The organism is Bradyrhizobium sp. USDA 4451 (assembly GCF_054822585.1).
Genome location: NZ_JBTRCH010000001.1, coordinates 4,633,195 through 4,658,340, shown reverse-complemented (window position 1 = coordinate 4,658,340; position 25,146 = coordinate 4,633,195). Strand labels below are relative to the sequence as shown.

The 25,146-nt window shown below is 66.6% G+C and carries 22 protein-coding genes; 5 read left to right on the top strand and 17 right to left on the bottom strand.

Features of this window, described 5'->3' with window-relative positions; genetic code table 11:
- Positions 1 to 2 precede the first annotated feature (2 nt).
- Together fdhD and ACVMB0_RS21370 are read left to right on the top strand one after the other, a co-directional pair.
- The gene (gene fdhD, locus ACVMB0_RS21375) at positions 3 to 839 is read left to right on the top strand and encodes a formate dehydrogenase accessory sulfurtransferase FdhD (RefSeq protein WP_461347569.1); all 837 of its coding nucleotides are present in this window, start codon (positions 3 to 5) and stop codon (positions 837 to 839) included.
- The gene (locus tag ACVMB0_RS21370) at positions 823 to 1,044 is read left to right on the top strand and encodes a formate dehydrogenase subunit delta (RefSeq protein WP_050405110.1); all 222 of its coding nucleotides are present in this window, start codon (positions 823 to 825) and stop codon (positions 1,042 to 1,044) included. Before fdhD ends, ACVMB0_RS21370 begins: the two co-directional genes overlap by 17 nt.
- Positions 1,045 to 1,290: 246 nt before the next feature.
- On the opposite strand, the gene ACVMB0_RS21365 is transcribed toward ACVMB0_RS21370, so the two are convergent.
- The 11 genes from ACVMB0_RS21365 to ACVMB0_RS21315 form a co-directional block, all read right to left on the bottom strand.
- On the bottom strand, positions 1,291 to 4,248 hold the full coding sequence (locus tag ACVMB0_RS21365) for a bifunctional [glutamine synthetase] adenylyltransferase/[glutamine synthetase]-adenylyl-L-tyrosine phosphorylase (RefSeq protein WP_461347568.1): 2,958 nt from the start codon (positions 4,246 to 4,248) through the stop codon (positions 1,291 to 1,293).
- The gene (locus tag ACVMB0_RS21360; protein WP_461347567.1) at positions 4,245 to 5,699 is read right to left on the bottom strand and encodes a sensor histidine kinase; all 1,455 of its coding nucleotides are present in this window, start codon (positions 5,697 to 5,699) and stop codon (positions 4,245 to 4,247) included. Before ACVMB0_RS21360 ends, ACVMB0_RS21365 begins: the two co-directional genes overlap by 4 nt.
- Positions 5,683 to 6,363: a winged helix-turn-helix domain-containing protein gene (locus ACVMB0_RS21355; protein ID WP_106319421.1), complete on the bottom strand. Its 681-nt coding sequence runs from the start codon at positions 6,361 to 6,363 to the stop codon at positions 5,683 to 5,685. Before ACVMB0_RS21355 ends, ACVMB0_RS21360 begins: the two co-directional genes overlap by 17 nt.
- Before the next feature lie 322 nt (positions 6,364 to 6,685).
- Positions 6,686 to 8,272: a Do family serine endopeptidase gene (locus ACVMB0_RS21350; RefSeq protein ID WP_461347566.1), complete on the bottom strand. Its 1,587-nt coding sequence runs from the start codon at positions 8,270 to 8,272 to the stop codon at positions 6,686 to 6,688.
- A 170-nt stretch (positions 8,273 to 8,442) separates the two neighbouring features.
- On the bottom strand, positions 8,443 to 8,949 hold the full coding sequence (locus tag ACVMB0_RS21345) for a cytochrome c-type biogenesis protein (protein ID WP_461347565.1): 507 nt from the start codon (positions 8,947 to 8,949) through the stop codon (positions 8,443 to 8,445).
- The gene (locus ACVMB0_RS21340; protein WP_461347564.1) at positions 8,949 to 10,934 is read right to left on the bottom strand and encodes a heme lyase CcmF/NrfE family subunit; all 1,986 of its coding nucleotides are present in this window, start codon (positions 10,932 to 10,934) and stop codon (positions 8,949 to 8,951) included. Before ACVMB0_RS21340 ends, ACVMB0_RS21345 begins: the two co-directional genes overlap by 1 nt.
- Positions 10,931 to 11,428: a cytochrome c maturation protein CcmE gene (gene ccmE / locus ACVMB0_RS21335; protein ID WP_456755721.1), complete on the bottom strand. Its 498-nt coding sequence runs from the start codon at positions 11,426 to 11,428 to the stop codon at positions 10,931 to 10,933. Before ccmE ends, ACVMB0_RS21340 begins: the two co-directional genes overlap by 4 nt.
- A 3-nt stretch (positions 11,429 to 11,431) precedes the next feature.
- Positions 11,432 to 12,562, bottom strand: coding sequence for a c-type cytochrome biogenesis protein CcmI (ccmI, locus tag ACVMB0_RS21330; RefSeq protein ID WP_461347563.1), 1,131 nt, complete (start codon positions 12,560 to 12,562; stop codon positions 11,432 to 11,434).
- 569 nt (positions 12,563 to 13,131) lie between these two features.
- The gene (locus ACVMB0_RS21325) at positions 13,132 to 14,526 is read right to left on the bottom strand and encodes a hypothetical protein (protein ID WP_461347562.1); all 1,395 of its coding nucleotides are present in this window, start codon (positions 14,524 to 14,526) and stop codon (positions 13,132 to 13,134) included.
- A 272-nt stretch (positions 14,527 to 14,798) separates the two neighbouring features.
- A complete protein-coding gene (locus tag ACVMB0_RS21320) occupies positions 14,799 to 16,175 on the bottom strand; it encodes an ATP-binding protein (RefSeq protein WP_461347561.1) in 1,377 nt (458 codons plus the stop codon).
- Between the two features lie 221 nt (positions 16,176 to 16,396).
- Positions 16,397 to 17,059, bottom strand: coding sequence for a response regulator transcription factor (locus tag ACVMB0_RS21315; RefSeq protein ID WP_163154879.1), 663 nt, complete (start codon positions 17,057 to 17,059; stop codon positions 16,397 to 16,399).
- A 405-nt stretch (positions 17,060 to 17,464) separates the two neighbouring features.
- On the opposite strand from ACVMB0_RS21315, the gene ACVMB0_RS21310 reads away from it, so the two are divergent.
- Positions 17,465 to 17,824, top strand: coding sequence for a VanZ family protein (locus ACVMB0_RS21310; protein ID WP_456755725.1), 360 nt, complete (start codon positions 17,465 to 17,467; stop codon positions 17,822 to 17,824).
- A 5-nt stretch (positions 17,825 to 17,829) separates the two neighbouring features.
- On the opposite strand, the gene ACVMB0_RS21305 is transcribed toward ACVMB0_RS21310, so the two are convergent.
- The gene (locus tag ACVMB0_RS21305; protein WP_456755726.1) at positions 17,830 to 18,063 is read right to left on the bottom strand and encodes a hypothetical protein; all 234 of its coding nucleotides are present in this window, start codon (positions 18,061 to 18,063) and stop codon (positions 17,830 to 17,832) included.
- Positions 18,060 to 19,208 carry a hypothetical protein gene (locus tag ACVMB0_RS21300; protein ID WP_461347560.1) on the bottom strand — a complete coding sequence of 383 codons (1,149 nt, stop codon included), beginning with the start codon at positions 19,206 to 19,208 and terminating at the stop codon, positions 18,060 to 18,062. The genes ACVMB0_RS21305 and ACVMB0_RS21300 overlap by 4 nt, the downstream gene beginning before the upstream one ends.
- A 125-nt stretch (positions 19,209 to 19,333) precedes the next feature.
- Here ACVMB0_RS21300 and ACVMB0_RS21295 point away from each other — a divergent pair, with 125 nt between their 5' ends.
- Both ACVMB0_RS21295 and ACVMB0_RS21290 read left to right on the top strand, forming a co-directional pair.
- The gene (locus ACVMB0_RS21295; RefSeq protein ID WP_456755728.1) at positions 19,334 to 20,884 is read left to right on the top strand and encodes a hypothetical protein; all 1,551 of its coding nucleotides are present in this window, start codon (positions 19,334 to 19,336) and stop codon (positions 20,882 to 20,884) included.
- Between the two features lie 24 nt (positions 20,885 to 20,908).
- Positions 20,909 to 21,895: a UbiA family prenyltransferase gene (locus tag ACVMB0_RS21290; RefSeq protein ID WP_456755729.1), complete on the top strand. Its 987-nt coding sequence runs from the start codon at positions 20,909 to 20,911 to the stop codon at positions 21,893 to 21,895.
- A gap of 19 nt (positions 21,896 to 21,914) precedes the next feature.
- Here the strand turns inward: ACVMB0_RS21290 and galE are convergent, their stop codons facing one another.
- The 4 genes from galE to ACVMB0_RS21270 all read right to left on the bottom strand — a co-directional run bounded on the left by galE (position 21,915) and on the right by ACVMB0_RS21270 (position 25,094).
- Positions 21,915 to 22,910 (bottom strand): UDP-glucose 4-epimerase GalE, encoded by a 996-nt coding sequence (gene galE / locus ACVMB0_RS21285; RefSeq protein WP_456755730.1) that lies wholly within the window; start codon positions 22,908 to 22,910, stop codon positions 21,915 to 21,917.
- 139 nt (positions 22,911 to 23,049) lie between these two features.
- On the bottom strand, positions 23,050 to 23,307 hold the full coding sequence (locus tag ACVMB0_RS21280; RefSeq protein ID WP_456755731.1) for a hypothetical protein: 258 nt from the start codon (positions 23,305 to 23,307) through the stop codon (positions 23,050 to 23,052).
- A gap of 163 nt (positions 23,308 to 23,470) precedes the next feature.
- Positions 23,471 to 24,100, bottom strand: a complete 630-nt coding sequence (locus ACVMB0_RS21275) for a transglutaminase-like cysteine peptidase (RefSeq protein WP_461347559.1) — start codon at positions 24,098 to 24,100, stop codon at positions 23,471 to 23,473.
- Between the two features lie 331 nt (positions 24,101 to 24,431).
- Positions 24,432 to 25,094: a ParA family protein gene (locus ACVMB0_RS21270; protein ID WP_212019004.1), complete on the bottom strand. Its 663-nt coding sequence runs from the start codon at positions 25,092 to 25,094 to the stop codon at positions 24,432 to 24,434.
- Positions 25,095 to 25,146 lie beyond the last annotated feature (52 nt).

Genomic DNA, 25,146 nt, shown 5'->3' with positions numbered 1-25,146 from the left:
CGATGCGCGAACCGGTCCACAAGGCGATCCGGAAGGTCTGGCGCGACGGCGTCTTCAGCGACGGCGCACGCCTGATCCCGGAAGAGACGCCGCTGGCGCTGACCTATAATGGCGGCACCTACGCCGTGATGATGGGCTCGCCCGAGGACCTCGGCGATTTCGCCGTCGGATTCAGCCTGAGCGAAGGCATCGTGCGATCGGCCGACGAGATCGAGACGCTCGACATCGTCGAGCTCGATGACGGCATCGAGCTCAGGATGTGGCTCAAGCCCGACAAGGCCGAGCAGATCGCGCAACGCCGCAGGAATATCGCCGGACCGACCGGCTGTGGCCTCTGCGGTATCGATTCCATCGCCGAGGCGGTCCGGCCGGCCGCGGTGGTGCCCGCGGGCCGCATCTTCTCGCCGCGCGAGATCATGACCGCGGTCGCGGCAGTCGCGCCGCTGCAGGAGATCAATCACCAGACCCGCGCCGTGCACGCCGCCGCGTTCTGGACCGCCGCGCGCGGCATTGTGGCGCTGCGCGAGGATGTCGGCCGCCACAATGCGCTCGACAAGCTCGCCGGCGCGCTGGCCCGCGACAAGGTGGTCACGAGCGAAGGCATGATGCTGCTGACCAGCCGCGTCTCGGTCGAGATGGTGCAGAAGACCGCCACGATCGGCGCGCCGTTGATCGCGGCGGTGTCGGCGCCGACAGCGCTTGCGGTGCGGATGGCGGAGGCCGCCGGCATCACGCTCGCCGCGATCGCCCGCGCCGATGGATTTGAAATCTTCACGCATCCGGAACGCGTCACAGGCGTGGTGCCCGGCAAGGAGTCCACTTATGTCGTCGTCGCCTGACAAACTGGTCTATATGGCGAACCAGATCGGGAAGTTCTTCCACAGCCAGGGCCACGACCGCGCCGTACAGGGCATCTCCGAGCACATCTGGAAGTTCTGGGACCCGCGGATGCGCAAGCAGATCTTCGCCCATCTCGACGCCGGCGGCGCCGGCCTCGATCCCGACGTGCTCGACGCGCTGCAGAAGCTGAAGCAGCAGGCGTAACTGAAATTGGAAGCTTGCTCAGCTCTCTCACCGTCACCCTGAGGAGCCGCGGAGCGGCGTCTCGAAGGGTCGACGGCCCGGCTGGTGGCCGTGCATCCTTCGAGACGCGCTACGCGCTCCTCAGGATGACGGACGTGATATCGTAGGGTGGGCAGGGGCGCCCTGCGCCGTGCCCACCTTCAAGTGCCGTGCTGGAATGGTGGGCACGCTACGCTTTGCCCACCCTGCGCAGGTGAGCTAACCGCTCTACCCTACGATCGCATTGAACACGCGGCGCACCTCGCTCTGGGTCTCGCGCAGGCGGGCTTCCAGAGCGGAGAAATCCGGCGTGTCGCCGGCGCGCGCCATCACGCGCAGCAGGTCTTCGCCCGCGGTCTCCGGATTGAACTTGCCGGTGACGCAGAGCCGCAGGATCTGCGTCAAATCATGATAGAGCCGCGCCGCCGAGCGCAGGATCTCAGCCTCGGACTGGCCGAGCAGGCCGAGCTTGGCGGCATTGTCGAGCACCTGCAGCGTCGAGACGCTGAGGATCTCCGGCTTCGCCGATGCGTGCGCGAGCTGGAGATATTGCGCGATGAAATCGATATCGACGAGCCCGCCAGCGGCGAGCTTGAGGTCCCAGACGTCGTCCTCGCCCTTCTCCAGCGCGATCGCCCGCCGCATGTCGGCGACGTCAGCCGCGGTCGACGCGGCGTCGCGCGGCCGGGTCAGCACGCTGCGGATGATCGCCTCGATCCGCTCGCGGAACTGCGGCGACGACGAGATCACGCGGGCGCGCGTCAGCGCCATGTGCTCCCAGGTCCACGCCTCGCGCTCCTGGTAGTCGGCGAACGCGTCGATCCGCGAGGCGACCGGGCCGGCGCGTCCCGAGGGACGCAGCCGCATGTCGACCTCATAAAGCACGCCATAATTGGTGCGGGTCGTGAAGGCGCTGATCAGGCGCTGGGTGAAGCGGGCAAAATACTGCGCGCCGTGCAGCGAACGCTCGCCGTCGGAATCCGGCGCCTCGCTGTCGAAATCGTAGAGCGTGATCAGGTCGAGATCGGACGACGCCGTCATCTCGCGGCTGCCGAGCCGGCCCATCGCGATGATCGCGGTCTCCTGCCCCTTGATGCGGCCATATTGCGCGGCGAACTGGTCGGTGACGAGGCCGTGCACGGTGTGCACGATGCCCTCCGCCACATCGGCAAAGGCCGTGCTGGCGTGCTGCGCCGACACCGTGCCGGACAGGATCCGCGTGCCGATCAGGAACAGGCTCTCCTGGCCGAACAATCTCAGGCGATCCAGGAAGTCCTCATAGGACGACGCGTCCTGCAGCGTGGCGGCAAGCCGCTCCGACAATTCCTTCTTGTCCGGCATCGCGCCGAAGAAGCGCGGGTCGACCAGGCCATCCATGATCTGCGGCTGCCGCGCCAGCATGTCGCCGAGCCGCGGCGCAGCACCGAGGATCAGCGCCACCAGCGCGACGAAATCGCGGTTCTGGCTGAGCAGCGAGATCAGCCGCCCGCCCCGTTGCAGCGCGCCGAGGAAACGGTCGAACGCCGCAACTGCATCGTCGGGTTCCTCGGCATGCGCAAGACCGTCGATCAGGCCCGGAATGAATTCGAGGAACGCCGCCCGCGTCGCCTCCACGCGCAGCGCGCGATAGTCGCCTCCGATCCATTGCTGCACGGTGCCCGCGACCGCGACCGGCTTCTTGAAGCCGAGCTGGGCGAGATGCTCGATCAGCCGGCCGTCGTCCGGCCCTGCACCGTAGTCGACATCCGGCAGCTTCGCGGTGCCGGTCGGATCGTCGCCCTCGAACAGCTTGCCGTAATGGTTCTGCACGATCTTGAGCTGGCCGAGCAGATCCCTGGCGAACGCCTCGCGATTCGCGTAGCCGAAGAAATGCGCGAACCGCTCGACGTCGTCAGGCGCTTCGGGCAGCGAGTGGGTCTGCTCGTCGGCTATCATCTGCAGCCGATGCTCGACCCGGCGCAGGAATTCGTAGGCCCTCGTCAGCTCGTCGCGCGCCTCGAAGGTGATCCAGTTGCTGTTGGCGAGCACGTTGAGCGCCTCCAGCGTCGGCCGCACCCGCAGCTCCGGATGGCGGCCGCCGGCGATCAGCTGCTGGGTCTGGGCGAAGAATTCGATCTCGCGGATGCCGCCGCGGCCGACCTTGACGTTGTGGCCCTCGACCGAGATCTCGCTCTGGCCGCGATAGGTCTGCATCTGCCGCTTCATGTCGTGGACATCGGCCAGCGCGGCAAAGTCCAGATGCTTGCGCCAGACGAACGGCGCCAGCTCGCCGATCAGCGCCTCGCCGGCCCTGGGATCGCCGGCGCAGGGCCGCGCCTTGATCATCGCGGCGCGCTCCCAGGTGCGTCCCTCGCGCTCGTAATAGTGCAAGGCTGCGTCGGTCGAGATCGCGACCTGGGTCGAGGCCGGGTCCGGGCGCAGCCGGAGATCGACCCGGAACACATAGCCGTCGCCCGAGCGCTGCTGCAGCATCCGCGCCATCGCCTGGGTGACGCGCACGAAGAACGGCTGCGGCTCGATGTCCTCGGCGAGCGAGGTGGCGCTGCGGTCGAAGAACACGATCAGGTCGATGTCGCTGGAGTAGTTCAGCTCGCCTGCGCCCATCTTGCCCATCGCGAGCACGATCAGGCCCGAGCCGATCTCCGGATGCTCGGGATCGACAGCGGTCATCCGGCCGCGCGCGACCTCCTGCCGGAACAGATAGCGCAGGGCCGATTGCACCGAATTTACCGCGATGTCGGTCAGAGCCGCCGTCACCCGCATCACCGGCCAGACGCCGCCGATGTCGCACAGCGCGATCATCAGCGCGGCCTCCGCCTTCATGCGGCGAAGCAGAGCCATCACGTCGGCCTCGCTGCCGGCGGCGAGCACCTCGCGCGAGGTGGTCTCGATCAGGCCCGCGAGATGCTGTTCCGGGTCGCATGACAGGATCCGGATCAGCCGCGCGGCATCGGCGCGGGCGAGCTCGAACAGATAGGGCGAGAACTCGGCGATGCCGCACAGGATGTCCCGTGCGAACGGATATTCCAGCAATGCATCGAGTGCGCTCGACTGCGCCGGCTCGAGCTCGGCGAACCAGTCGGTCAGGCGCTGATCGGCGGATTGGGGCGCGGCGACATGCGGCCCGTCCGCGAACCGCGCGGCCAGACGATGTCGATCCGCGTTCCCCGGCGCGGCGGCATTCATGCCGCCTTCTGTGGCACATCCTGTGTTTGAGCCGCAAGCCTGTCACTGCCGCCGGCCCGCGCGGGCAGCACCAGGGTCGCGACCAGCCCCGGATGGGCGTCGCCGAGCCTCAGCTCGCCGCCATGGAGCGTGGCCACTGCCGAGGCCAGGCTCAGGCCAAGACCGGAACCGGGTAAGGTGCGGCTCGCCTCGAGCCGGACAAAGCGCTCGACCGCGTGCTTGCGGTCGCCCTCGGGGATACCCGGGCCATGGTCGATGACACTGAGCAGCACCTGGTCGCCCTCGCGCCGCGCCTCGATCAGGATCTCGCGCGCATCGGCCTTCATCGGCTCCACGCCCGGATCCGGCTTGCCATATTTGATGGCATTCTCGACCAGGTTGGCAACCGCCTGGCTGATCAATTCGCGGTTGCCGTGTATCGGCGCCGGCGCGGTCCTGACCTGCAGCGTCATGCCGTCGTCCTCGGCGAGCGGCTCGTACAGCTCGTGGATGCCGTTGGCGACGTCGGCGCCGTCGAAATCATCCATATTGCCGCGCGCCTGACCGGATTCGGCGCGCGCGATCATCAACAGCGCGTTGAAGGTGCGGATCAGGCCGTCGGACTCCTCGATGGTCCGCTCCAGCGCCGCACGATAGTCGGTCTCGGTGCCCGACCGCGCCAGCGCCTCCTCGGCGCGGTTGCGCAGCCGCGTCAGCGGCGTCTTGAGGTCATGGGCGATGTTGTCGGAGACCTCCTTCAGCCCCGTCATCAGCGCCTCGATGCGCTCCAGCATGGCATTGAGATTTTCCGCGAGGCGGTCGAGCTCGTCGCCGCTGCGGCCGACCGGCAGCCGGCCCGAGAGATCGCCCGCCATGATCCGCTTGGTGGTGCCGGTCATGGCGTCGATCCGATGCAGCACGCGGCGCGCGACGAAGATGCCGCCGCCGAGGCCGAGCACGATGACGACCAGGATCGACCATTGCGCGGCCTTGGCGACGATGCCGAACAGCCGCCGCCGCTCCTCGAGGTCGCGCCCGACCAAAAGGCGGAAGCCGTTCTCCATCTGGGTGACGCGCACCAGCGCGCGGTGATCGGTCTGGTCCTGGTCGTCGAGCCGGCGATAGGCGGTCTCGGTCCAGCCCTGCATGCTCATCACGCCCGGCGCCAGCGCGCCGACATTGCCGGCCAGCATCTGCCCGTTCGGCGCCGTCACCAGATAGAGGTTGGCGCCCGGCCGCAGCGCACGGTTGCCCATGGTGCCGAGCAGGCCGCGCAGGCCGCGACGGTTGTAGATGTCGGTGATCTCGCTGATCTCGACATTGACCGTCGTCGTGATCTGCTCGGTGATCAGCCGCCGCGTGTTCCAGGCGAAGTAAGCCAGCAGCGAGGCGGCAAACAGCGCGAACAGGAACAGATAGACCAGCGTCAGCCGAAACGCCGTGGTCCGGATCAGTTTACCGAATGCCGTCACGGATCATATACCCCGCGCCGCGGATGGTATGCAGCAGCGGCCGCTCAAAACCCTTGTCGATCTTGGAGCGCAGCCGCGAGATGTGCACGTCGATCACGTTGGTCTGCGGATCGAAATGATAGTCCCAGACGTTCTCCAGCAGCATCGTGCGCGTCACCACCTGGCCTGCATGCTTCATCAGATATTCGAGCAGGCGGAACTCGCGCGGCTGCAAGGTCAGCTCGTCCTTGCCGCGGGCGACGCGATGCGACAGCCGGTCGAGCTCGAGATCGCCCACCTTGTAGGTGGTCTCCTCGGCCGGTCCGACATTGCGCCGCGACAGCACCTCGACGCGCGCGAGCAGCTCGGCGAACGAATAGGGTTTCGGCAGATAGTCGTCACCGCCGGCGCGCAGGCCCTTGATGCGGTCGTCGACCTGGCCGAGCGCCGAGAGGATCAGCACCGGCGTCCGGTTGCCCTTGTCGCGCAGGATGCCGATCAGCGATAGCCCATCCCGCTTCGGCAGCATGCGATCCACCACCAGCACGTCGTAATCGCCGGTTTCGGCCATCGACAGCCCTTCCTCGCCGTCGGAGGCGAGATCGGCGATGTAGCCGACTTCGCGGAACGCCTTGACCAGATAGTCGGCTGACTCGCGGTCGTCTTCGATGATCAGGATGCGCATTTGCGGAGCGGTTGCGGTCACGGGAATGGGCCCTCTGTCAGCATGGCGCGGCCGGCCTGCACATGCAAGACGACCGCGCATAATCTGTAAATTGAGCTGCCGCATGATCTGACCGGAAAACCGGTCCCCAGTTTTCCGGATCGTGCGGGTTGGGAAAAAGTGGGCGGTGAAGCTGGGGGACTTCACCGCCCTGAGACCTTCCGACGGAGGGGGGCATATTCCATCGAAAGGCAACATAGGGAGCGAGCAAGGGGCCCACCCCCCGGAAAGCGCCGTCGGCGGGGGCGACGAATGCCGGCGACGCTTTCCAACTCATATGTAGTTATCCCTTGGCTAGCGGCACTGCCACAAAGCGCGACGAACCGCCGCTCTTCACGCGCATGAGAACGCTGTTCTTGTTGTCGCTGCGGGCCGCGGTGATCGCATCACGGACCTCGCCGGCGGTGCCGACGGACTTGCCGGCAACCTCGAGGATCACGTCGCCTTCCTTGAAGCCCCGCTCGGCGGCAGCACTCTTGGGATCGACTTCGGTCACGACCACGCCTTCCTTGCCGGCGCCGGCCACGCTGTTGGCGGGAGCCACGGTGAGGCCGAGCTTCGGCACATCGGTGCCGCGCGACGAGTTGCCCCTGTCGCTGTTGTCGGTGTCAGCCTTGGCTTCCAGATTGTTCGGCAACTGGCCGAGCGTGATGTTGACGACCTTGTCCTGGCCCTTGTGCAGCACGTTCAGCTTCACGGCATTGCCGGGCGCGATGCCGCCGATGGTGCGGGCGAGTTCGCGCGCATCCTTCACCGGCTCGCCATTGACGGCGGTGATGACGTCACCGGACTCGATGCCGGCCTTGGCCGCGGGGCCGTTGGCCTGCGGTTCGGCAACCAGCGCGCCTTCGGCCTTCTTCATGCCGAGGCTGTCGGCGATGTCGGAGGTCACCGGCTGGATCTGGACCCCGATCCAGCCGCGGCTGACCGAGCCCTTGTCCTTCAGCTGGGCGACGACGCTCTTCACGGTCGCCGCGGGAATCGAGAACGCGATGCCGACGCTGCCGCCGGACGGCGAGTAGATCGCAGTGTTGACGCCCATCACCTCGCCCGAGACGTCGAACGCCGGGCCGCCCGAATTGCCCTTGTTCACGGGCGCATCGATCTGGATGAAATCGTCATACGGGCCGTTACCGATGTCGCGGCCGGAGGCGGAGACGATGCCCGCGGTCACGGTGCCGCCGAGGCCAAACGGATTGCCGACCGCCAGCACCCAGTCGCCGATGCGCGGCTTGCTGTCGGAGAGCTTGGCGAACTGGAAGTTCGGGCCACCCTCGACCTTGATCAGCGCGAGGTCGGTCTTCGGATCGGTGCCGATCACCTTGGCGGAATAGGTCTTGCCGTCATCGGTCGTGACTTCGACCTTGTCGGCGCCGTCGACGACGTGATTGTTGGTCACGGCATAGCCGTCAGCCGAGATGAAGAAGCCGGAGCCCTGACCGGTCACCACGCCACCGCCACGCGGCCCACCGCGCAGACCCGGGGGCAAGCCATCCGGACCGCCGAAGCGGCGGAAGAAGCGCTCCATCGGCGAACCCGGCTGGAACGGCGAATCGTCATTGTTGCCGCCGTCGTCCTTGGCGACCTTCTCGCGGATGTTGACCTTGACCGAGATCACCGACGGCTTGACGCGCTCGACGATGTCGGCGAACCCGACCGGCTGCTGGACCTTCTTGACCTCGTTATTGACCTGCGCATGCGCGGGGGTCGTGAACAGGTCGGCGGGATTATGCGAGGGGCTGAAGCCGTAGCTGGCGGCACCGAGGCCGGCCACGACCGAAGCCATTAGCGCGAGTTTGCGGGCGGAAAACAGCGCGCGCTTCGGCGCCTTGTAGGACGGAAGGGTCGAGAGGTCGGGACGTTCGGTCATTGGCTGAAATCTCCAGGGCCAGAATCATTGGTGCGGGGCGAGCACCTGATGCATCTGAACATGGGGTCATCAGCCTTACAGCGCGCTGGCTGCGGAATTAAACTTTGGTAATTGAGGCGGCTGGTGCTGCGGCAGAATAGCGCAGGCAAAATAACGGCTTAAAGCCGGAACTAAACCGGCTTGTCCGGCGCGGATTCAGCCGCCAGCAGCCGTTCCAGGCGCGCCTCTTCGTCGGGCGTCAATCCGGGGCCGGAATCGGCCCCGCCGGGGCGCGGATTTGCCCTGCGCCGGCCGAGCCGCCAGAGCGCAAAACCGCCCAGCAGAAGCGCCAGCGGCGGGGTCAGCCACAGCACCAGCGTATGCTCGTTGAGGCGCGGCTTGAGCAGCACGAATTCGCCGTAGCGGGCCACCAGGAAGTCGATCACCTGGGCGTCGCTGTCGCCGGCCGAGATGCGCTCACGGACCAAGAGGCGGAGGTCGCGCGCCAGCGGTGCCTCCGAATCGTCGATCGATTGGTTCTGGCAGACCATGCAGCGCAGCTCTTTCGACAGCTCGCGCGCCCGCGCCTCCTTGGCTGGGTCGGTCATGATCTCGTCCGGCAGCACGGCACGCGCCGGCATCGCACCGAGAATCAAGGTCGCCGCGATCATGGCGGCTGCGAGGCTGCGCGACCGCATCACTCGGCCGCCTGCAAGGCACGCGCGGCCGCCTTGGCCGGCTTCGGCGCACCGACCCGCAAGCGGCGGTCGGACAGCGACAGCAACCCGCCGAACGCCATCAGCACCGGCCCCCACCAGATCATGAGCACCAGCGGCTTGTGATAGATGCGGACCGCGATCGTGCCGTCGGCCGAGGCATCTCCCAATGAGATATAGAGCTGGCTGGCGCCGCGGGTCAGCAGCGCGGCCTCGGTCGTCGAGGCGCCGCGGGTCGTGAAATTGCGCTTCGACGGCGTCATCACGCTGATCTTTTCGCCGTCACGGGTCACGGTGAATTGCGCGACCATCTCGCGGAAGTTCGGCCCCTGCCGCGGGTTCAGGCCGTCGAGCCGCAGCTCGTAGCCGGCGACGCGGGCCGTGTCGTCTGGCTTCATCGAGCCGATATATTCGCTGTTCCAGGTGGTCTCGCAGACGATCCCGATCAGCGCGATGCCGAGACCGGCATGCGCGAAGGCCGTGCCCCAGGTGGCGCGCGGCAGGCCGCGCGCACGGCGCAGCGAGAGCGACAGCGGAATCCTAAACAGCGCGACGCGTTCGGCGAGATCGCACAGCGCGCCCATGATGACGAAGGCCGCAAGCCCGATCGCAAGCGGCGCCAGCGTCGCGCCGCCATAGGTCCAGGCCAACACCAGCGCGATCGCAACCAGCGCGACGATGCCGGCCACCATCAGCCGCTGCGCCGCGCCGAGCAGATCGCCGCGTTTCCAGGCCAGCAGCGGCCCGAACGGCACCGCGAGCAGCAGCGGCACGAACAAAGGCGCAAAGGTGAAATTGAAGAACGGCGCGCCGACCGAGATCTTCTCGCCGGTCAGGACCTCGAGCGCCAGCGGATACAGCGTGCCGATGAACACCGTCGCGCAGGCGGTGGTGAGCAGGAGATTGTTGAGCACCAGCGCGCCTTCGCGCGAGATCGGTGCGAACAGGCCGCCCTGCTTCAGCGCCGGCGCGCGCCAGGCATAGAGCGACAGGCTGCCGCCGATGAACACGAACAGGATCAGCAGGATGAACACGCCGCGGGTCGGATCGGTGGCGAAGGCGTGAACCGACGTCAGCACGCCGGAGCGCACCAGGAACGTGCCGAGCAGCGACAGCGAGAAGGTCAGGATCGAGAGCAGCACGGTCCAGACCTTCAGCGCGTTGCGCTTCTCCATCACCAGCGCCGAATGCAACAGCGCGGTGCCGGCAAGCCACGGCATCAGCGAGGCGTTCTCGACCGGATCCCAGAACCACCAGCCGCCCCAGCCGAGTTCGTAATAGGCCCAGTAGGAGCCCATCGCGATGCCGAGCGTCAGGAAGATCCACGCCATCAGCGTCCACGGCCGCACCCAGCGCGCCCAGGCGGCGTCGATCCGCCCTTCCAGCAGCGCCGCCACAGCGAACGAGAACGAGATCGAGAAGCCGACATAGCCGAGATAGAGCATCGGCGGATGCACCGCGAGGCCGATGTCCTGCAACACCGGATTGAGGTCGCGCCCCTCGAGCGGCGGATTGGCGATGCGCAGGAACGGGTTCGAGGTGATCAGGATGAACAGATAGAAGGCGCTGGCGACCCAGGCCTGCACCGCCAGCACATGCGCGCGCAGCGACAGCGGCAAATTGTTGCCGAACGCCGCGACGAGGCCGCCGAACAGCGCCAGGATCGACACCCACAGCAGCATCGAGCCTTCATGGTTTCCCCACACGCCGGTGATCTTGTAGAGCAGCGGCTTCAGCGAATGCGAATTCTCGTAGACATTGGCGACCGAGAAATCCGAGGTGACGTGCAGCGTCACCAGCGCTGCAAACGACGCCGCGACGAATAGCAATTGCGCGAGCGCGGTCGAGCGCGCGACGTTCATCAGCGCCGCATCGCGCCAGCGCGCGCCGACGATCGGCACGATCGACTGGATCAGCGCAAGGGCGAGCGCGAGCACCAGCGCGTAATGTCCGCTTTCGGCGATCACCGCATGGCTCCCTGGGTCGGCGCCGCGGAGGCGCTCGGCATATTGTTCGGCTTCTTGCCGTAATCGTCCTTCCAATGACCCTGCTTCTTCAGGGCATCGGCGACATCCTTCGGCATGTAGGTCTCGTCATGCTTGGCGAGCACGGTGTCGGCGCGGAACACGCCGTCCGCATCGAGCGCGCCTTCGGCAATGACGCCCTGCCCTTCGCGGAACAGATCCGGCAGGATGCCCTTGTAGGCGACCGGCAGCGTCGCGCCGCCGTCGCCGACGGTGAAGGTCACGGCAAGATTGTCGCCGCGCTTCAGCGAGCCCTGTTCCACCAGGCCGCCGAGGCGGAAACGCTTGCCCGGGCCGAGATGCTTTTCGGCGACCATCGACGGCGTCGAGAAGAACACGATGGAATCGCGCAGCGCGTTCAGCACCAGACCCGCGGCGATCGCGAGCACGGCGAGCGCGCAGCCGATCAATGTCAAACGCCGTTGCTTCCTGGTCATGGTTTATCCATCCAACCCGAGATTCTTCAGCCCTTCATTGAGCTGACGCAACCGGTCCGCATCGTTGGCGACCGCCTGACGGGCATCGGCAAGCGCGCTCATCGCCTTGTCGCGCTCCCCCATCACGAGATAGGCGCGCACCAGCCGCAGCCAGCCCTCGACGTCGTCGCCATTGGTCTTCAGCCGCGTCGCCAGCCGATCGACCATGCCCTTGATCATGGTGCCGCGATCCGCCTCGCTCATGTCTTTCGCCGCAGCCATCGCACCGTCCGGCAGTCTCGGCGCGCTGACGCCCGGCGGGACGTCTGGCACGCTGCCGCCGACCCGCACCAGCGCGGCCTGCACCAGCGGCCGCCACGGCGCGTCCGACGGCGCCTTCGCCAGCATCTTCTGCCAGAGCGCGGCAGCGTCGGCCGTGCGCCCGTCCTGCTCGGCGGCCAGACCAAGGAAGTAGTTCGCCTTGGCATCGTCGCCATTGAGCGCGACCGCGCGCTCGAACTCCGCCTTGGCCTCCGCGGTGACGACGCCGCCGGCGCTCCCCATCAAGGCCTCGCCGAGATCGGCGCGGCGATCGGCGCTGTCGCCGGCGTAGGTGATGGCATTACGGTACGCGCGGACCGCATCATCGTAGCGGCCGAGCCGCGACAGCACCGGCGCCAACACGGTCCAGCCGCGGCCGTCGGTCGGGTTCTTCTCCAGATGAGCCTCGACCTGCGCGACCAGATTGGCGAGCGGCTGGTTGGCATCGGCGACCTTGCTGCGCTCGGCGAGCGGAAAGTCGCCGAGCCGCGGCGAGCCGAGCGCGAGATAGAAGCTCGAGGCAATCACCGGCAGCCCGACCAGCGCCACCACCGCGGCGGCGCGCCGCAGCGTGAGGCTGCCGGTTACCGGGCTGTCGCGTCCGCTCTGGTCGGCGGCGGCCAGCAGCCGGCGGCTGATCTCGATCCGCGCGGCGTCCGCCTCGGCGGCGCCGATGATCCCTGAGGCCATGTCGCGGTCGATTTCGGCGAGCTGGTCGCGGTAGACCACGACCTCGCTGCCGCCTGAGTCCGCCCGCCCGCGGCGGCTGAGCGGCCACAGCACGGCAAAGATCGCCGCGACCGTCATCAGCGCGAACACAAACCACAGCGTCATCAAGCGGTTCCCGGATGGAACGGCGGCCTCACACGAGCCGCCTTAGAATCGCTTTACACCACCGGCGACGAGCCCGGCAATTGACAATTGCTGGATCGGCTGAAGGTCGGAATCGGGCGGTTTCCGGAGCCGTTCCGGCAGTCTGGCGACGGCGTTTTCGGTGCCAAGGAGTGTGCGACCAAAAACTGCGAAAACAACCCCATGCAAAGGAGCCGGACGGCGGCCGCCGGCACTCAAATGCCGACTTGACACGTCGGGCAACTCAGAGGCACACTTCCATTATTCCGAAATTGTGTGAATGCCTATCGCCCACATTGGACGGGCTCGTCGGTTTTGCCGTCGAACATGCGCGGGAATTGCCGCGACCTATAAGATAGTCCGGCAGTGCTTTGTGCTGGTGCACATTGCAATTAAATGCACCGTAATGCCTTGTCGTCATTCCGGGGCGTGCGAAGCACGAGCCCGGAATCCATCGGGCCACAAGCTGCGCGGATGAATGGATTCCGGGTTCTCGCTCCGCGAGCCCCGGAATGACGCTGTTATAATTGCGATGACAGCACTAGGCTGCCCTACCCCGCGCGCGACGACTTCCGCTCCCCTGTCACGGCATTATCCGCCGCCCGGTTCATCAGCGAGGCGTAGTCGTGGCCGAACAGCACTTCGCAGAAGCGGATCGCGGCCTTGACCTGCTGCTGGCGGAAGGCGCGGACCCGGGCATCGCCGCCGCGCAAGGACTGCACCAGCCCCTCGGTCGATTGCTCGACATAATGTTGCAGGTCCGAGAAGGTGCGCAGCGTCACCTCGTTGATGGCGAGCTCGCTGGCATAGGTGCGGCACACCGCGACGAAATCGATCAGGGCGGCGGCGTCCTCGACCTCGGACGGGTCGATCTTGGCGCCGGCCGTGATGTCCTTGTCGGCGCGCTGGCGCAGGATGCGGCGGACCCGACCCGGCACGCTGTCGATCTCCGATTGCAGCGCGTTGGAGGTATCGGCGCGGACCGACGTCAGCTGCCGGCCCCAGGTGGAGTCGTTGCGCAGGTCGAGCTCGGTGCGCAGGCCGCGGACCCCATCGTGCAGGGTCTTGAGCTGCTCGCCGACATAGTCGAAATGCCCGCGCTTGATGTCGGTGCGCAGGCAGGCCGCGACGAACGACAGATCATGCAGCGCGATGGTGACGGCGACGCCGTAGGGCGTGGCCGCAACCCGCAGCTCGTCGTCGGAGGCCGCCATCTTGATCGCGAGGCGGACGATCTGCCACGGCGCGGCGAGCCGCTGCGCGATCAGCGACAGCGCGAATGGCAAGAGCTGCGGCGTCTGCAGCGACGGCAGCTTCAGCGCCTCGGTGGCCGAGGCGATCTGGGAATCGGCGAACACGCGGATCTGGCTCGGCAGCCGGCTGCCCAGGGTTTCCAGCGCTTCGCGGGCCTGCAGCACCAGGCCGATCGGCAGCAGGTCCTCGACCACGCTCGGCGGGCCGACCCGCGCCAGCGCGCGCTGGCGGTCGTCCTGGCTCGGCCCTGCGACCTTGATGATGGCTTCCGCAGCCGCCAGCTGGAATTTTCGCGCGGCGACTTCCATCGGGCCGCTCTCGGTGGCCGCCGCCAGCGCCGCCTCGAATGCGCGGGCCGCCTCCGGCGCGCCCTCGCGGGCCAGCCACTGCCAGATCGGCAGCAGTGAGGCGCGCCGCAGCTGGCCGGGCCGGGTCGGGAAATTGGTCTCGGCGAGGAACGGCTCGAGCGGCCGGAACAAGAGCCGCGCCGGATCGTCGCTGCGCGGCTCGATCCGCTCGTCCTCCTCGGCCCCGCGCACGATTTTGCGCAGCTGCTCCAGCACCAGATTGGCGACGGCGACATCGTCGCCGCGTTCGACCGCGCGCTCCAGCTCGCGCATCAGCAGCGCCTGCGATTGCGGCGGAAGCTGCGCGAGATAATCCCTCAGCCGCTCGGTCGATTTCTGGCTCATGCGCCCGGTCGTGAAAGCTTGGTGCCCGGCAAACGCCGCAGCCCGTCCGCCCGCGATGATAGTGGTTGGCGCGTTAAGAACGCGTTTAGGAAGAATGAGGGCGCAACGAACGATGCGGCGGCGAACATCGTCATTCCGGGGCGCGCAGCGAACCTCAGATGCGCAGTTGCGCATCGGGGAATCTCGAGATTCCGGGTTCGATGCTTCGCATCGCCCCGGAATGACGATACCCAACGAGCGTTCCTATGAGCTGGTTTCATGGAATTGCTCGCCTACACCGCCGGCAACACCAGCTCCGCCCGCAGACCGCCGATCGGAGCGTCGTTCAGGGTGAGCTTGCCGCCATAAAGGCCGGCGAGGTCGGTCACGATCGACAGGCCGAGCCCCGAGCCGGGCTTCGATTCGTCGAGCCGCTGGCCGCGCCGCGCCACCTGGGCGCGCTCGGCCTCCGACAGGCCGCGGCCGTCGTCGTCGACCACGATGCGCAGCCTGGGTCCTGCGCCCGACGTCTCCGGCGGCACCACGGCGACCTCGATCAGCACCTGCGAGGCGGCCCATTTGCAGGCATTGTCGACGAGATTGCCGACCATCTCCTCGAGGTCCTGCCGCTCGCCGCGGAACCGCGCCGCCGGATCGGCCTTGGCCTCGATGGTGAGATCGCGATCGCGATGGATCTTCTCCATGGTCCGGCGCAACGCCTCGATCGCGGGCGCGACGTCGGTGATGGTGCTGACGATGGTGGCGCGGGCGGCGATCCGCGCCCGCTCGAGATGATGGGCGACCTGGTCCCGCATCAGATCGGCCTGCTCCAGCACCTTGCTGGCGAACGGGTCGGCGGCATGCGCGCCTGCCTCGTTCACGATCACCGACAGCGGCGTCTTGATCGCGTGCGCGAGATTGCCGACGTGGGTGCGCGAGCGCTCGACGATCTCCCGGTTGGCATCGATCAGCGCGTTGGTCTCGCGCGCCAGCGGCGCGATCTCGACCGGGAAGCGGCCCTCCAGCCGCTCGGCGCGGCCGGAGCGGATATCGGCAATGGAGTCCGAAATGCGCTTCAGCGGCGCCAGGCCGTAGCGGACCTGGAAGATGGTGGTCAGCAGCAGCACGATGCCGAGAGCTGCGAAGGTGCCGAACAGGTAATAATCGAAGCTGCGGGTCTCATCGAAGATCTCGGTTGCGTCGCCGGCGACGCTGACCAGGAACTTGCCGTCGGCGCCGAGATCGACCGGCCGCTCCACCATCCGCAGGCTCTGGCCCTCGGGCCCGTCGACATAGCCGAGGCGGACGCCGGCGGCGGTCAGTTCGGCACCGTGATCCTCGAGCTTGGGCAGCTTCTTGTCCCACAGCGAGCGCGAGGCCCGGGTCTCGCCCTTTTCGGTGTCGGTGCGGGTGATCTGCCAGTACCAGCCGGACAGCGGCAGGTCGAACAATGGCTCGCCGAGCGACTGGAACTGGCGGTCGGCCGGCTCGTCCGGCGTCGCCACCTCGGCGATCAGGGTGCGCAGATAGAGATTGAGCCGGCGGTCGAAGGCGCGCTCGGTCGCGTCGCGATAGACCGACGACAGGATGACGCCGGTGATCGCCAGGATCACCACCACCCAGGCGGTCGCCGAGACGAACAGGCGTGTCGCAAGCGAGCTGCCGCCCATCAGGGCACGCGCTCGAGCAGCGGGCCGGCGGCAACAGACGTCGGGGATTCAGACATCGGCGAATCCAGTTTCGCGAATCCAGTTTCTCCTGGCCCGGATCATGACAATGCCCGCATGGCGATCAAGCACCTCAAGAGCATGATCCGATTGAACAGGTTATGCTCTTATCCTGTTGTTTGGTCGCGCTTTCCTCGCGCGCGCCGGCGGCTTCAGAAAATGCCTTAGGTCGGCGGCGACAGCATGTAGCCGAGGCCGCGAACCGTCTGGATGATATCGACTTCCAGCTTCTTGCGGATGCGGCCGACGAACACCTCGATGGTGTTGGAGTCGCGGTCGAAGTCCTGGTCGTAGAGATGCTCGACCAGCTCGGTGCGCGACACCACTCGCCCGGTGTGGTGCATCAGATAATCAAGCAGGTTGTACTCGTGCGAGGTCAGCTTGATCGGGTTGCCGTTGACGGTGACCCGCTTGGTGCGGGTGTTGAGTGCCACCGGCCCGCAGACCAGCTCGACCTGGGCATGCCCTGTGGCGCGGCGCAGCAGCGCGCGGATCCGCGCCAGCACCTCCTCCAGATGGAACGGCTTGGCGACATAGTCGTCGGCGCCGGCATCGAAGCCCTGCACCTTGTCGCTCCAGCGGTCGCGCGCGGTGAGGATCAGGACCGGCATCACCCGCTTGTTGCGCCGCCAGGCCTCCAGCACCGAGATACCGTCCATCTTGGGCAGTCCGATATCCAGCACCACCGCGTCGTAGGGCTCGCTGTCGCCAAGGAAATGCCCCTCCTCGCCGTCGAACGCGCGATCGACCACATAGCCGGCGTCGGTCAGCGCGGTGGTGAGCTGGCGGTTCAGATCCGGGTCATCCTCAACGACGAGCAAACGCACTTTGGCCTCCGAGAGTGAGCATTGCGATAGTCCGGGCATCAAATGAGGCTTCGCGCCGTGAACGGCTTATGAATGGAGCCGCCGGCCAAAGCTAATTTTTTCGTCAGGTGCACCATCCCGGGAACCCGCGCAAGCGCGGCCGGTTCCCGCCGCAAGGTGCGGACGGAATGAGGCTTGGTTTCAATTATTGGTATTATGATACTATAATTTTGGATATGCGACCGCTGGTCTATCATCATGGTCCTGACGCATCGGCAGCGTGAGCAATGTCACAGACGGCGGCAGGTTAACCTTCGGCGGGCAATTCATTTTCGCTGGTATCAGCGATACGCTAATCCAGCGGCACGGCGGGGCACAGGGACCGGGAATACTTGATTGCTTGTTTCGAAGATTAGGACATTTGGCGTGGTTGCCGGCTGGCTTGCGCTGGCCTTCATCGCATTCGTCACGTTGTCCCCCATCCAGGACCGTCCGTCGTTCTTCCATCCCCAGACCGAGCGCTTCGCCGCATATGCGGTGATGGCCATGGCCTTCCTGCTGGGTTACCCGCGGCGGACCGGGCTGATCGTGCTGTTTGTCGTGTTCAGCTCGTTCACGCTCGAGGCGATGCAATTGCTGACGCCGGACCGTCACGGCCGGCTGCTCGACGCGATCGTCAAGGTGGCGGGAGGTTTCGCCGGCGTCGGCGCGGGTCACCTCATCCTACTGGTGCTGCGCAGCCAGTTCGGCCGGCTGCGGTCGCGCGCGGAACAATCCGCGGGTTGAACCGCTCAATCGCGCTTCGGCGCTTCCGCGGACCTGGTGCCCTGCTGCGCCATGCATTGCTGGAAGAAATTCAACCGGTCGCCATTCATCGGCGCCGCCCCCGGCCGCTTGTACGGATAGACCATATAGGCCGCGCGCAGGCACCGCTTCGCCGTCTCGGCATCGGGGGCTGCGATGGCGGCCCGCGACGACAGCAACAACGCCAGCACAATGCCGAGCCGAATGGGCGTGCCGCTCACGGCTTCTCGCATTCCGAGTAGAACACGCCATTGGCGGCCGCCAGCCGCTGCAGGCAGTGCCGCTTGTCGGTCACCCCGCCCTCGACTGTGAAATCGTAGGCCTGCGCCTTCAGGATCAGCGCGTAGCGTCCCGGCGACAGCGGCGTGTCGTCGCGCGGCTGGACCTCGAACATCTGCGGATCCTCGCTGAGCGGCGCGGCGCGGAACGGGATCGAGATGTTGCGGATCACCCAGGTGTCGTCACCGGGCGAGACCACCGGCTTGCCGGCCGTGTCGAATGTGGTCTGCTGGGTCACGCGCGCGATCAGGCGCACGTCGATCGGATCGGACGCGCCGCCGGCGCCCTCGCGCCGGAACACGATGAAGCGGAGATGGCCGTCCGGCAATGCAGTCTCGCTCGGCCTGGTGATCGCAGCCGAAATCGCCACGCGCGGATCCGGTGCGCGGCCCTGGATCAATTGCAGCTCATAGAGCTTGCCGCCGCTCTCGGCGTAGACGCCGTAAGCCGTCGGCAACGGCCGTTTCGGTGCGGGCGGCACGACGGGCGCGGCCGGCGCCGGCACGGCCGCGACGACCGCGGGCCGTTGCGGTTCGGCCGGCACCGGCGCAAGCGTTCCCGCGATCATCGCCCGCGCTGCCGCCAATGACACGCCGCGCTGCTGCAACAGCACGACGGCCGCGATCAACGCAAAGAAGCCGAGCATCGCGACGTAGCGCAGCGGCGCCGACGACGACCAGCGCGGCCGGCGCCGCAGCTCGACCCGATCGAGCGTCGCGACAAAGGCCTCCTCGGCATCGATCCGCTGCGGACCCTCGATCCGCCGTGCGGCGCCTGCCGCTTCCAGGAATGCCGGCAGCGCCCGCGCCGGCGGCACCGAGAACCGCTCGACCAGATTGTCCCTGGTGTGCGCCTCGACGCCCTCGATCGCGACTTCCAGCGCCTGCATCAGGCGCGCTTTTTCCTTGGGATCCTGATGCGCGAGCTGTTGCAGCTTTTGCCGCGCGAGCTCGTAGACCGCGCTGCGCAGCTGCTGCGGGTCGGCGTTCACGGAATCGATGGTCCGCGCCAGCACCAGCGCGAACTCCACTTCGGGATGCGCAGGGCTGATGTCGCTGAGCGACCTCTGGGCCGGCGTCGACGTCATAAATGTTAGCCTGGATTGCCCATAATGTTACAATATTGTAGGTGGCTTTTACTGTTAACACAAATGACGAAACCGCAGATGACGCCGCGGTCCGGCGTGACCGTTCCCGGATACAGCAGGATTCATTGACCCGCTTGTTGCAAATCCTGGACGACTGGCTGTTCGCGCCGAAGCGGGATCGCCGGTCCTGGCCGGACCTGCTGCTGCTGGCGGGCTGGATCGCGCTGACCGGCTTCCAAATCTCCCGTCACGTGATGTGGCGCGACGAGGTGCGCGCGCTCACCATCGCCCTTGATGGCGATGATGTGATCGCGATGCTGCGAGGGCTGCATGGCGAAGGCCACCCTGCCCTCTGGTATCTGCTGCTGCGCGGCGCGCATGCCGCGGTCGGCCGGGTCGAGGTGCTGCCCGGTGTGGCCTTCGCGGTCGGGCTCGTCACCGTCGCGCTGCTGATCTTCCGGTCGCCGTTGCCGCGGCCGCTGGTCCTGCTGCTGATCACCGGCCATGCGCTGCTGTTCGAATATGTGGTGATGGCGAGGAACTACGGCATCTCGGCCTTGTTCCTGTTCGCGATCGCGGCCTGCTATCCGGCTCACCGCGACCGCGGCCTCGTGCTCGGCGTGCTGCTGTTGCTGCTCGCCAACACCAATGTCGTCGGCGCGATCATGGCCGGCGCTTTCCTGCTGTTCTGGTTGCTCGACCTGCTCGAAGTTCACGGCTGGCGCTGGTCACCGCTCCTGACCAATTTCGCGGTCAATGCGGCCATCGCGACGATCGGCGTCGCGATCTGCGCGGTGACGATGCTGCCGACCTACAATGATGCGGCGGCCCGCGACTGGTCGCACGCTTCGCCGCTGACGGCCGCAATTCTTTCGCTGGTGAACCCCGGCGCGACGTCGCTGGGCGCGCTGTTTGCCAATTTGCTGCCTTCGGTCGTCGGATCGGCGCTGCTGTTCGGCGCGACCCTCGGGCTATTGCCGCGCCGACCGGCGTTTCTCGCCGCCATCGCCGCGCTGCTGCTGACATCGCTGTTCTTCGCCGTCGCCGCCAACGGCGCCTATCGCCACGCCGCGGTCTTCCTGTGCTTCCTGATCGCGCTGTACTGGATCGGCTGGAGCAAGATCACCGCGACTTCCGCCGGACTGCTGCCGGCGATCGGACGCGTCTCGCTACTGCTGGTGCTCGCTGTCCAGACCGCCGCCGGCATCAACGATCTGCGCAACGCGGCGACCGGCGTTGTCGCAAGCCGCAGCGCCGATCTCGGTCGCCTGATCGCCGCTCGCCCCGATCTCGCCAACGCGATCATCCTCAGCGAGCCGGAATATCTGGTCGAGGCGCTGCCCTATTACGTCGGGAATCCGCTCTATCTCGCACGCGACCACAGGTTCGGCAGCGTCGTGATCTTTTCGCGCAAGGGCAAAATGGACGGCGATCTCGGCGAGACGCTGCGACTCGCGCGCGAGCTCCGCGAGACGCGTGCTGCGCCCGTCATCATCCTGCTCGCCTACCGGCTCGATGCGATCACGCCCGACCAGACCTATGACGAGGGCAAGGAGTGGCGGACGTTCCGCGCCTCAGCCACCGACCTCAGCGACTTCCGCGCAGCGACCACGATGATCCGCCGCTTCGGCCCGGCGAAGAGCGACGAGAGTTTCGACGTCTACCTCCTCAGATAAGCGATCAGGACAAGGAACCGCGCCATGGCGCTGATGGACAGCAAGGTCGAAGCCAGCAAGCCGCCTGCCGCGGGCATTCAGCAGTATCTTGCGATCCTCAGGCTCGATCACAGCACCAAGCATATCTTCATCATTCCCGGGATTATCCTGGCCTGGCTGTTGCGCGGCACGCGAGGCGAGCATCTTGCCGCCTCGATCATCCTTGGCCTCTTGGCTGCGATCTGCATCGCGTCGGCGAATTACGTGATCAACGAATGGTTCGATCGCGACTTCGACCGGCATCACCCGACCAAGTCGCAGCGCTCCGCGGTGCAGAGCGCGATGGACGGCAAGATCATCGGCATCGAATGGCTGCTGCTGGTCGTACTTGGCCTCGCCTGCGCGGCGGCGAGCAGCCGCCTGATGCTGTTCGCGACCAGCATCTTCGCGCTTCAAGGCATCGTCTACAACGTCCCGCCGCTGCGCAGCAAGGACAAGGCCTATTTCGACGTGATCTCGGAATCCGTCAACAATCCGCTGCGGCTGTTGATCGGCTGGGCGATGATCGACCCGACCTCGCTGCCGCCGGGCTCGGTGATCCTGTGCTACTGGTTCGGCGGCGCATTCCTGATGGCGGCCAAGCGGCTGTCCGAATATCGCGAGATCGCCGCCTCGCACGGCCGCGAGCTCTTGGCGCGCTACCGCGCGAGCTTTGCCGACTATACCGAGGTGTCGCTGACCGCTTCCTGTCTCAGCTATTCGCTGTTCTCGGTGTTCTTCCTGTCGGTGTTCCTGGTGAAGTACCGCATCGAATACATCCTTGCGATGCCGCTGGTGGTGATGCTGTTCACCGCCTATTTCTCGATGTCGACCGCACCGGGATCGTCAGCGCAGAAGCCCGAGAAGCTCTATGGCGAGCGCGGCCTGATGCTGACCGTGCTGGCGCTGGTCGTGGTGTTCCTGGTGACGAGCTTTGTCGACATGCCGTTCCTCGCCCGGCTGGCGGAGCAGCATTACATCACGCTGGATTGAGGCACTGCGGCCTCGGTGGTCAGCGCCGGCGCGGATGCGCCTTCTGGTGCCACGCCCAGGCCGAGCGGATGATGGTGCCGAGATCCGAGCGACTGGCCTTGAAGCCGAGGCCGCTTTCCGACTTCGAGGGATCGGCGACCAGGATCGGCGGATCGCCGGCCCGGCGTTCGCGCACCACGCTCGGCACCGCTTCGCCGGTCTCGGCGCGGATCGCGTCGAGCACCTCGCGCACCGAATAGCCGGTGCCGGTGCCGAGGTTGAACACGCCGCCGGCGTCGCCCTTCAGCAGCAGCTCGAGCGCGGCGATATGGGCGCTGGCGAGATCGTCGACATGGATGTAGTCGCGCACCGCGGTGCCGTCGGGCGTGTCATAATCCTCGCCGAAGATCGCGAAATCGGGCACGTGCCCCAACAGCGCCATCAGCGCGCGCGGAATCAGATGCGTCTCGGGATCACGCAGCTCGCCGATGGTGCCGGACGCATCGGCGCCGCAGGCGTTGAAGTAGCGCAGGCAGACCGAGTTGAATTGATAGGCGGCGCGGTAATCGGCCAGGATCTGCTCGATCATGTATTTGGAGCGGCCGTAGGGATTGACGGTCGGACCCGCGGCGCTCTCCGGAATCGGATCGCGCCCGGCATTGCCGTAGACGGCGCCGGTCGAGGAGAACACCAGCCGGTCGCAACCCGCCTGCCGCATGCCGCGCAGCAGGCCGAGCGTGCCGGCGACGTTGTTGGTGAAGTATTTCTGCGGATCCGCCACGGACTCGCCGACCGCGCTGAACGCCGCGAAGTGCATCACGGCGCACGCATCGTGCGCGCGGACGGTGGCGGTGATCTTGTCGTGATCGGCGACGTCGCCGACGACCAGCGGTCCCCATTGCACGAAGTTGCGATGACCGGTCGACAGATTGTCGTAGACGACCGGAACATATCCGGCCGCTGCAACCGCCTTGGCGCAGTGGGAGCCGATATATCCCGCGCCGCCTGTGATCAGTATCGAACCCTTGCTCGTCATCGAAAATGCCGTCCCTGCGCGGACCCATCCTGCCTCTCAACAGACGCAGCGCCTGCATGGGTACGACATTCCGCCAGGCGCGGCAAAACGGCAATGCGAATAGCGTTAAGACCGTCCCGCTTGTGCGCAGCAGTGACGGTTAACGCGACCGCAGCGGCACACCGGTCTGATGGCCGACCGGCGGCGCCTGCCGCGACGCTCTCCCGTAAGGGTAAATCGGTGTTGCCGACGGGACCGGCCGGGTCGCCTGCGGCCGCGAGGTCGGAACGCCGCCGCCCGGTCCGTCGATCGAATAGCGGGATCCGCCCTGCGTGGTCGGTCCGGTGCCCTGCGCAAGCGCGGGGCCTGCGGCGGCAGCCGCCAGCGTCGCGATCGTGAACAGGCCGGCCAGTTTCATGGCGATGCTTCGATGGATGCGATCAGGATCAACCGGTCAAGCCGGCAATCGTTCCGGAATGTGAGCGCAGCGATCTTGCGATCGTCATCCATACCTCAAACAAAAACGGCACGGCGAAATGTCTCGCCGCGCCAGTTTCGATCGATGGAGTGAACTCGGGAATTCAGACGCCGGCCTGTGCGACCGCGGCCCAGTGGTCGGGGTTCGCAGGGGTCTGCATCCTGACCCAGCGATAGCGCGCCTGCGACCAGCTGCGGATCTGCGCATTCAGGTTGTCGAGCACGATGTCGCCGCCCTTGGCGCGGACCACCAGCACCAGATGATGCTCGCCCCAGGAGGTCACCACTTCGCTCAGCAGCAGATTGCGCATCGGCCAGCCGCGCGCCAGGAGCTCATGGCGCTTGCTGACGGCATAATCGTTGCAATCGCCGCGCGCCGGATTGATCAGCCATTCCTCGCCGGCGAGGCCGCGCTCATTGCGCTGCGGAGCGATCTGGCGGTTGACCTGCGCATTGATCTCGATCAGGTCGGCGATGCGCTGCTTGGTCAGGCGCGTCGCGCCGCCACGGAACACGATGCGGGCGCGGGCTTTCGGTTTGCATTCGTTGGCATAGCGCATGCAGAACATGGTGTAGGCCATCGGCGCAAGCGTCGGCTCGCTGAAGCGGATCTGCTCGATCACGCCGCGCAGCGGCAGCGGAAAGCCGATCATGCCGGCCTGGGTATCCCGTGCGCTGGTCCCGAGCGCGACGATGGCCAGAACCAGGGCCATCACTTTCTTGACGCTGTACATTCTTCACTCCCCACCGTGCCGGGAAGCATGTACGCGAAATGTCTTGCGCTTCGGCTCAAGCGCACGGCGGCATTTGCTTCAAATGCGCGGGCGCGCGCGCGCCATCCGTTAACCACGCGGCGTCGGCGGCGCCGGCAGGCTTATCGATTGCCAACGATAACGCGCACATCGGCGTCGTGATGCACGATGGATGGCAGATGAGCCGTCTTTTGCAGGCTTTTCCCTGCGGTTCCCACGGACAGCGCGATCAGACAAGGGCCGGTTGCGGCGCGGGATTTCTGATTCCGTTGCGGAAATGGTTAGCCCGACGTGAAGGCGCCGGGGCGATCTGTTAACTGGTCACGCGTTGCCTGGGCGCGATCCCGCACCAGTTCATCACGAGATCGGCGAGCATCTTGATCTCGAGATCGGCGGGCGTCCCGCCGGCGAAATCAGCCACCGATTGGCCGAGCGCAACCGCACGAACATAGGCCGAGCGGCTCCCGATCATCGGCCCGATCTCCTCGTCGAGCGTATCGAGCTCCTCGATCAATTGCTGGCCTTCGAGGGTGCGCTGGTCGACGCGGTTCGGCACGATCATGGCGCGGAGCGCGGTACGCCGCGCGGCGCGGACCTCCCGCACGATGTCGAGCGTCCGCGCGGTGGCTTCGATGTCGAGGCCGGACGGCGTGCAGGGCATCAGCACGATGTTGGCGACCGCGAGAACGGCGCCGAGCACCCGATCGTTGGGGGCAGAGTCCACCACGATGATCTGATGCGGAATCTGCCGCATCAGCTTGGCCCATTCGGCGACGGGGCGGGTTTCCGGATCAAGCTGATAGACCGGGAACGACAGATTGCCGGGCTCGGCCCAATGACAGGCGGATGCCTGGGAGTCGGCGTCGACCAATCCCACCACGCCGGTGCGCCGGTCCAGTTCCGCGGCCAGCAAGACCGCGAGAGTCGTCTTGCCGACCCCGCCCTTGCGCTGGGCAACCGAAATGACAAGCGGCATCGCAAACTCCTGGGCGTGATCCCCCGCGCGATCCGATGGGTGCGCGGGAGGA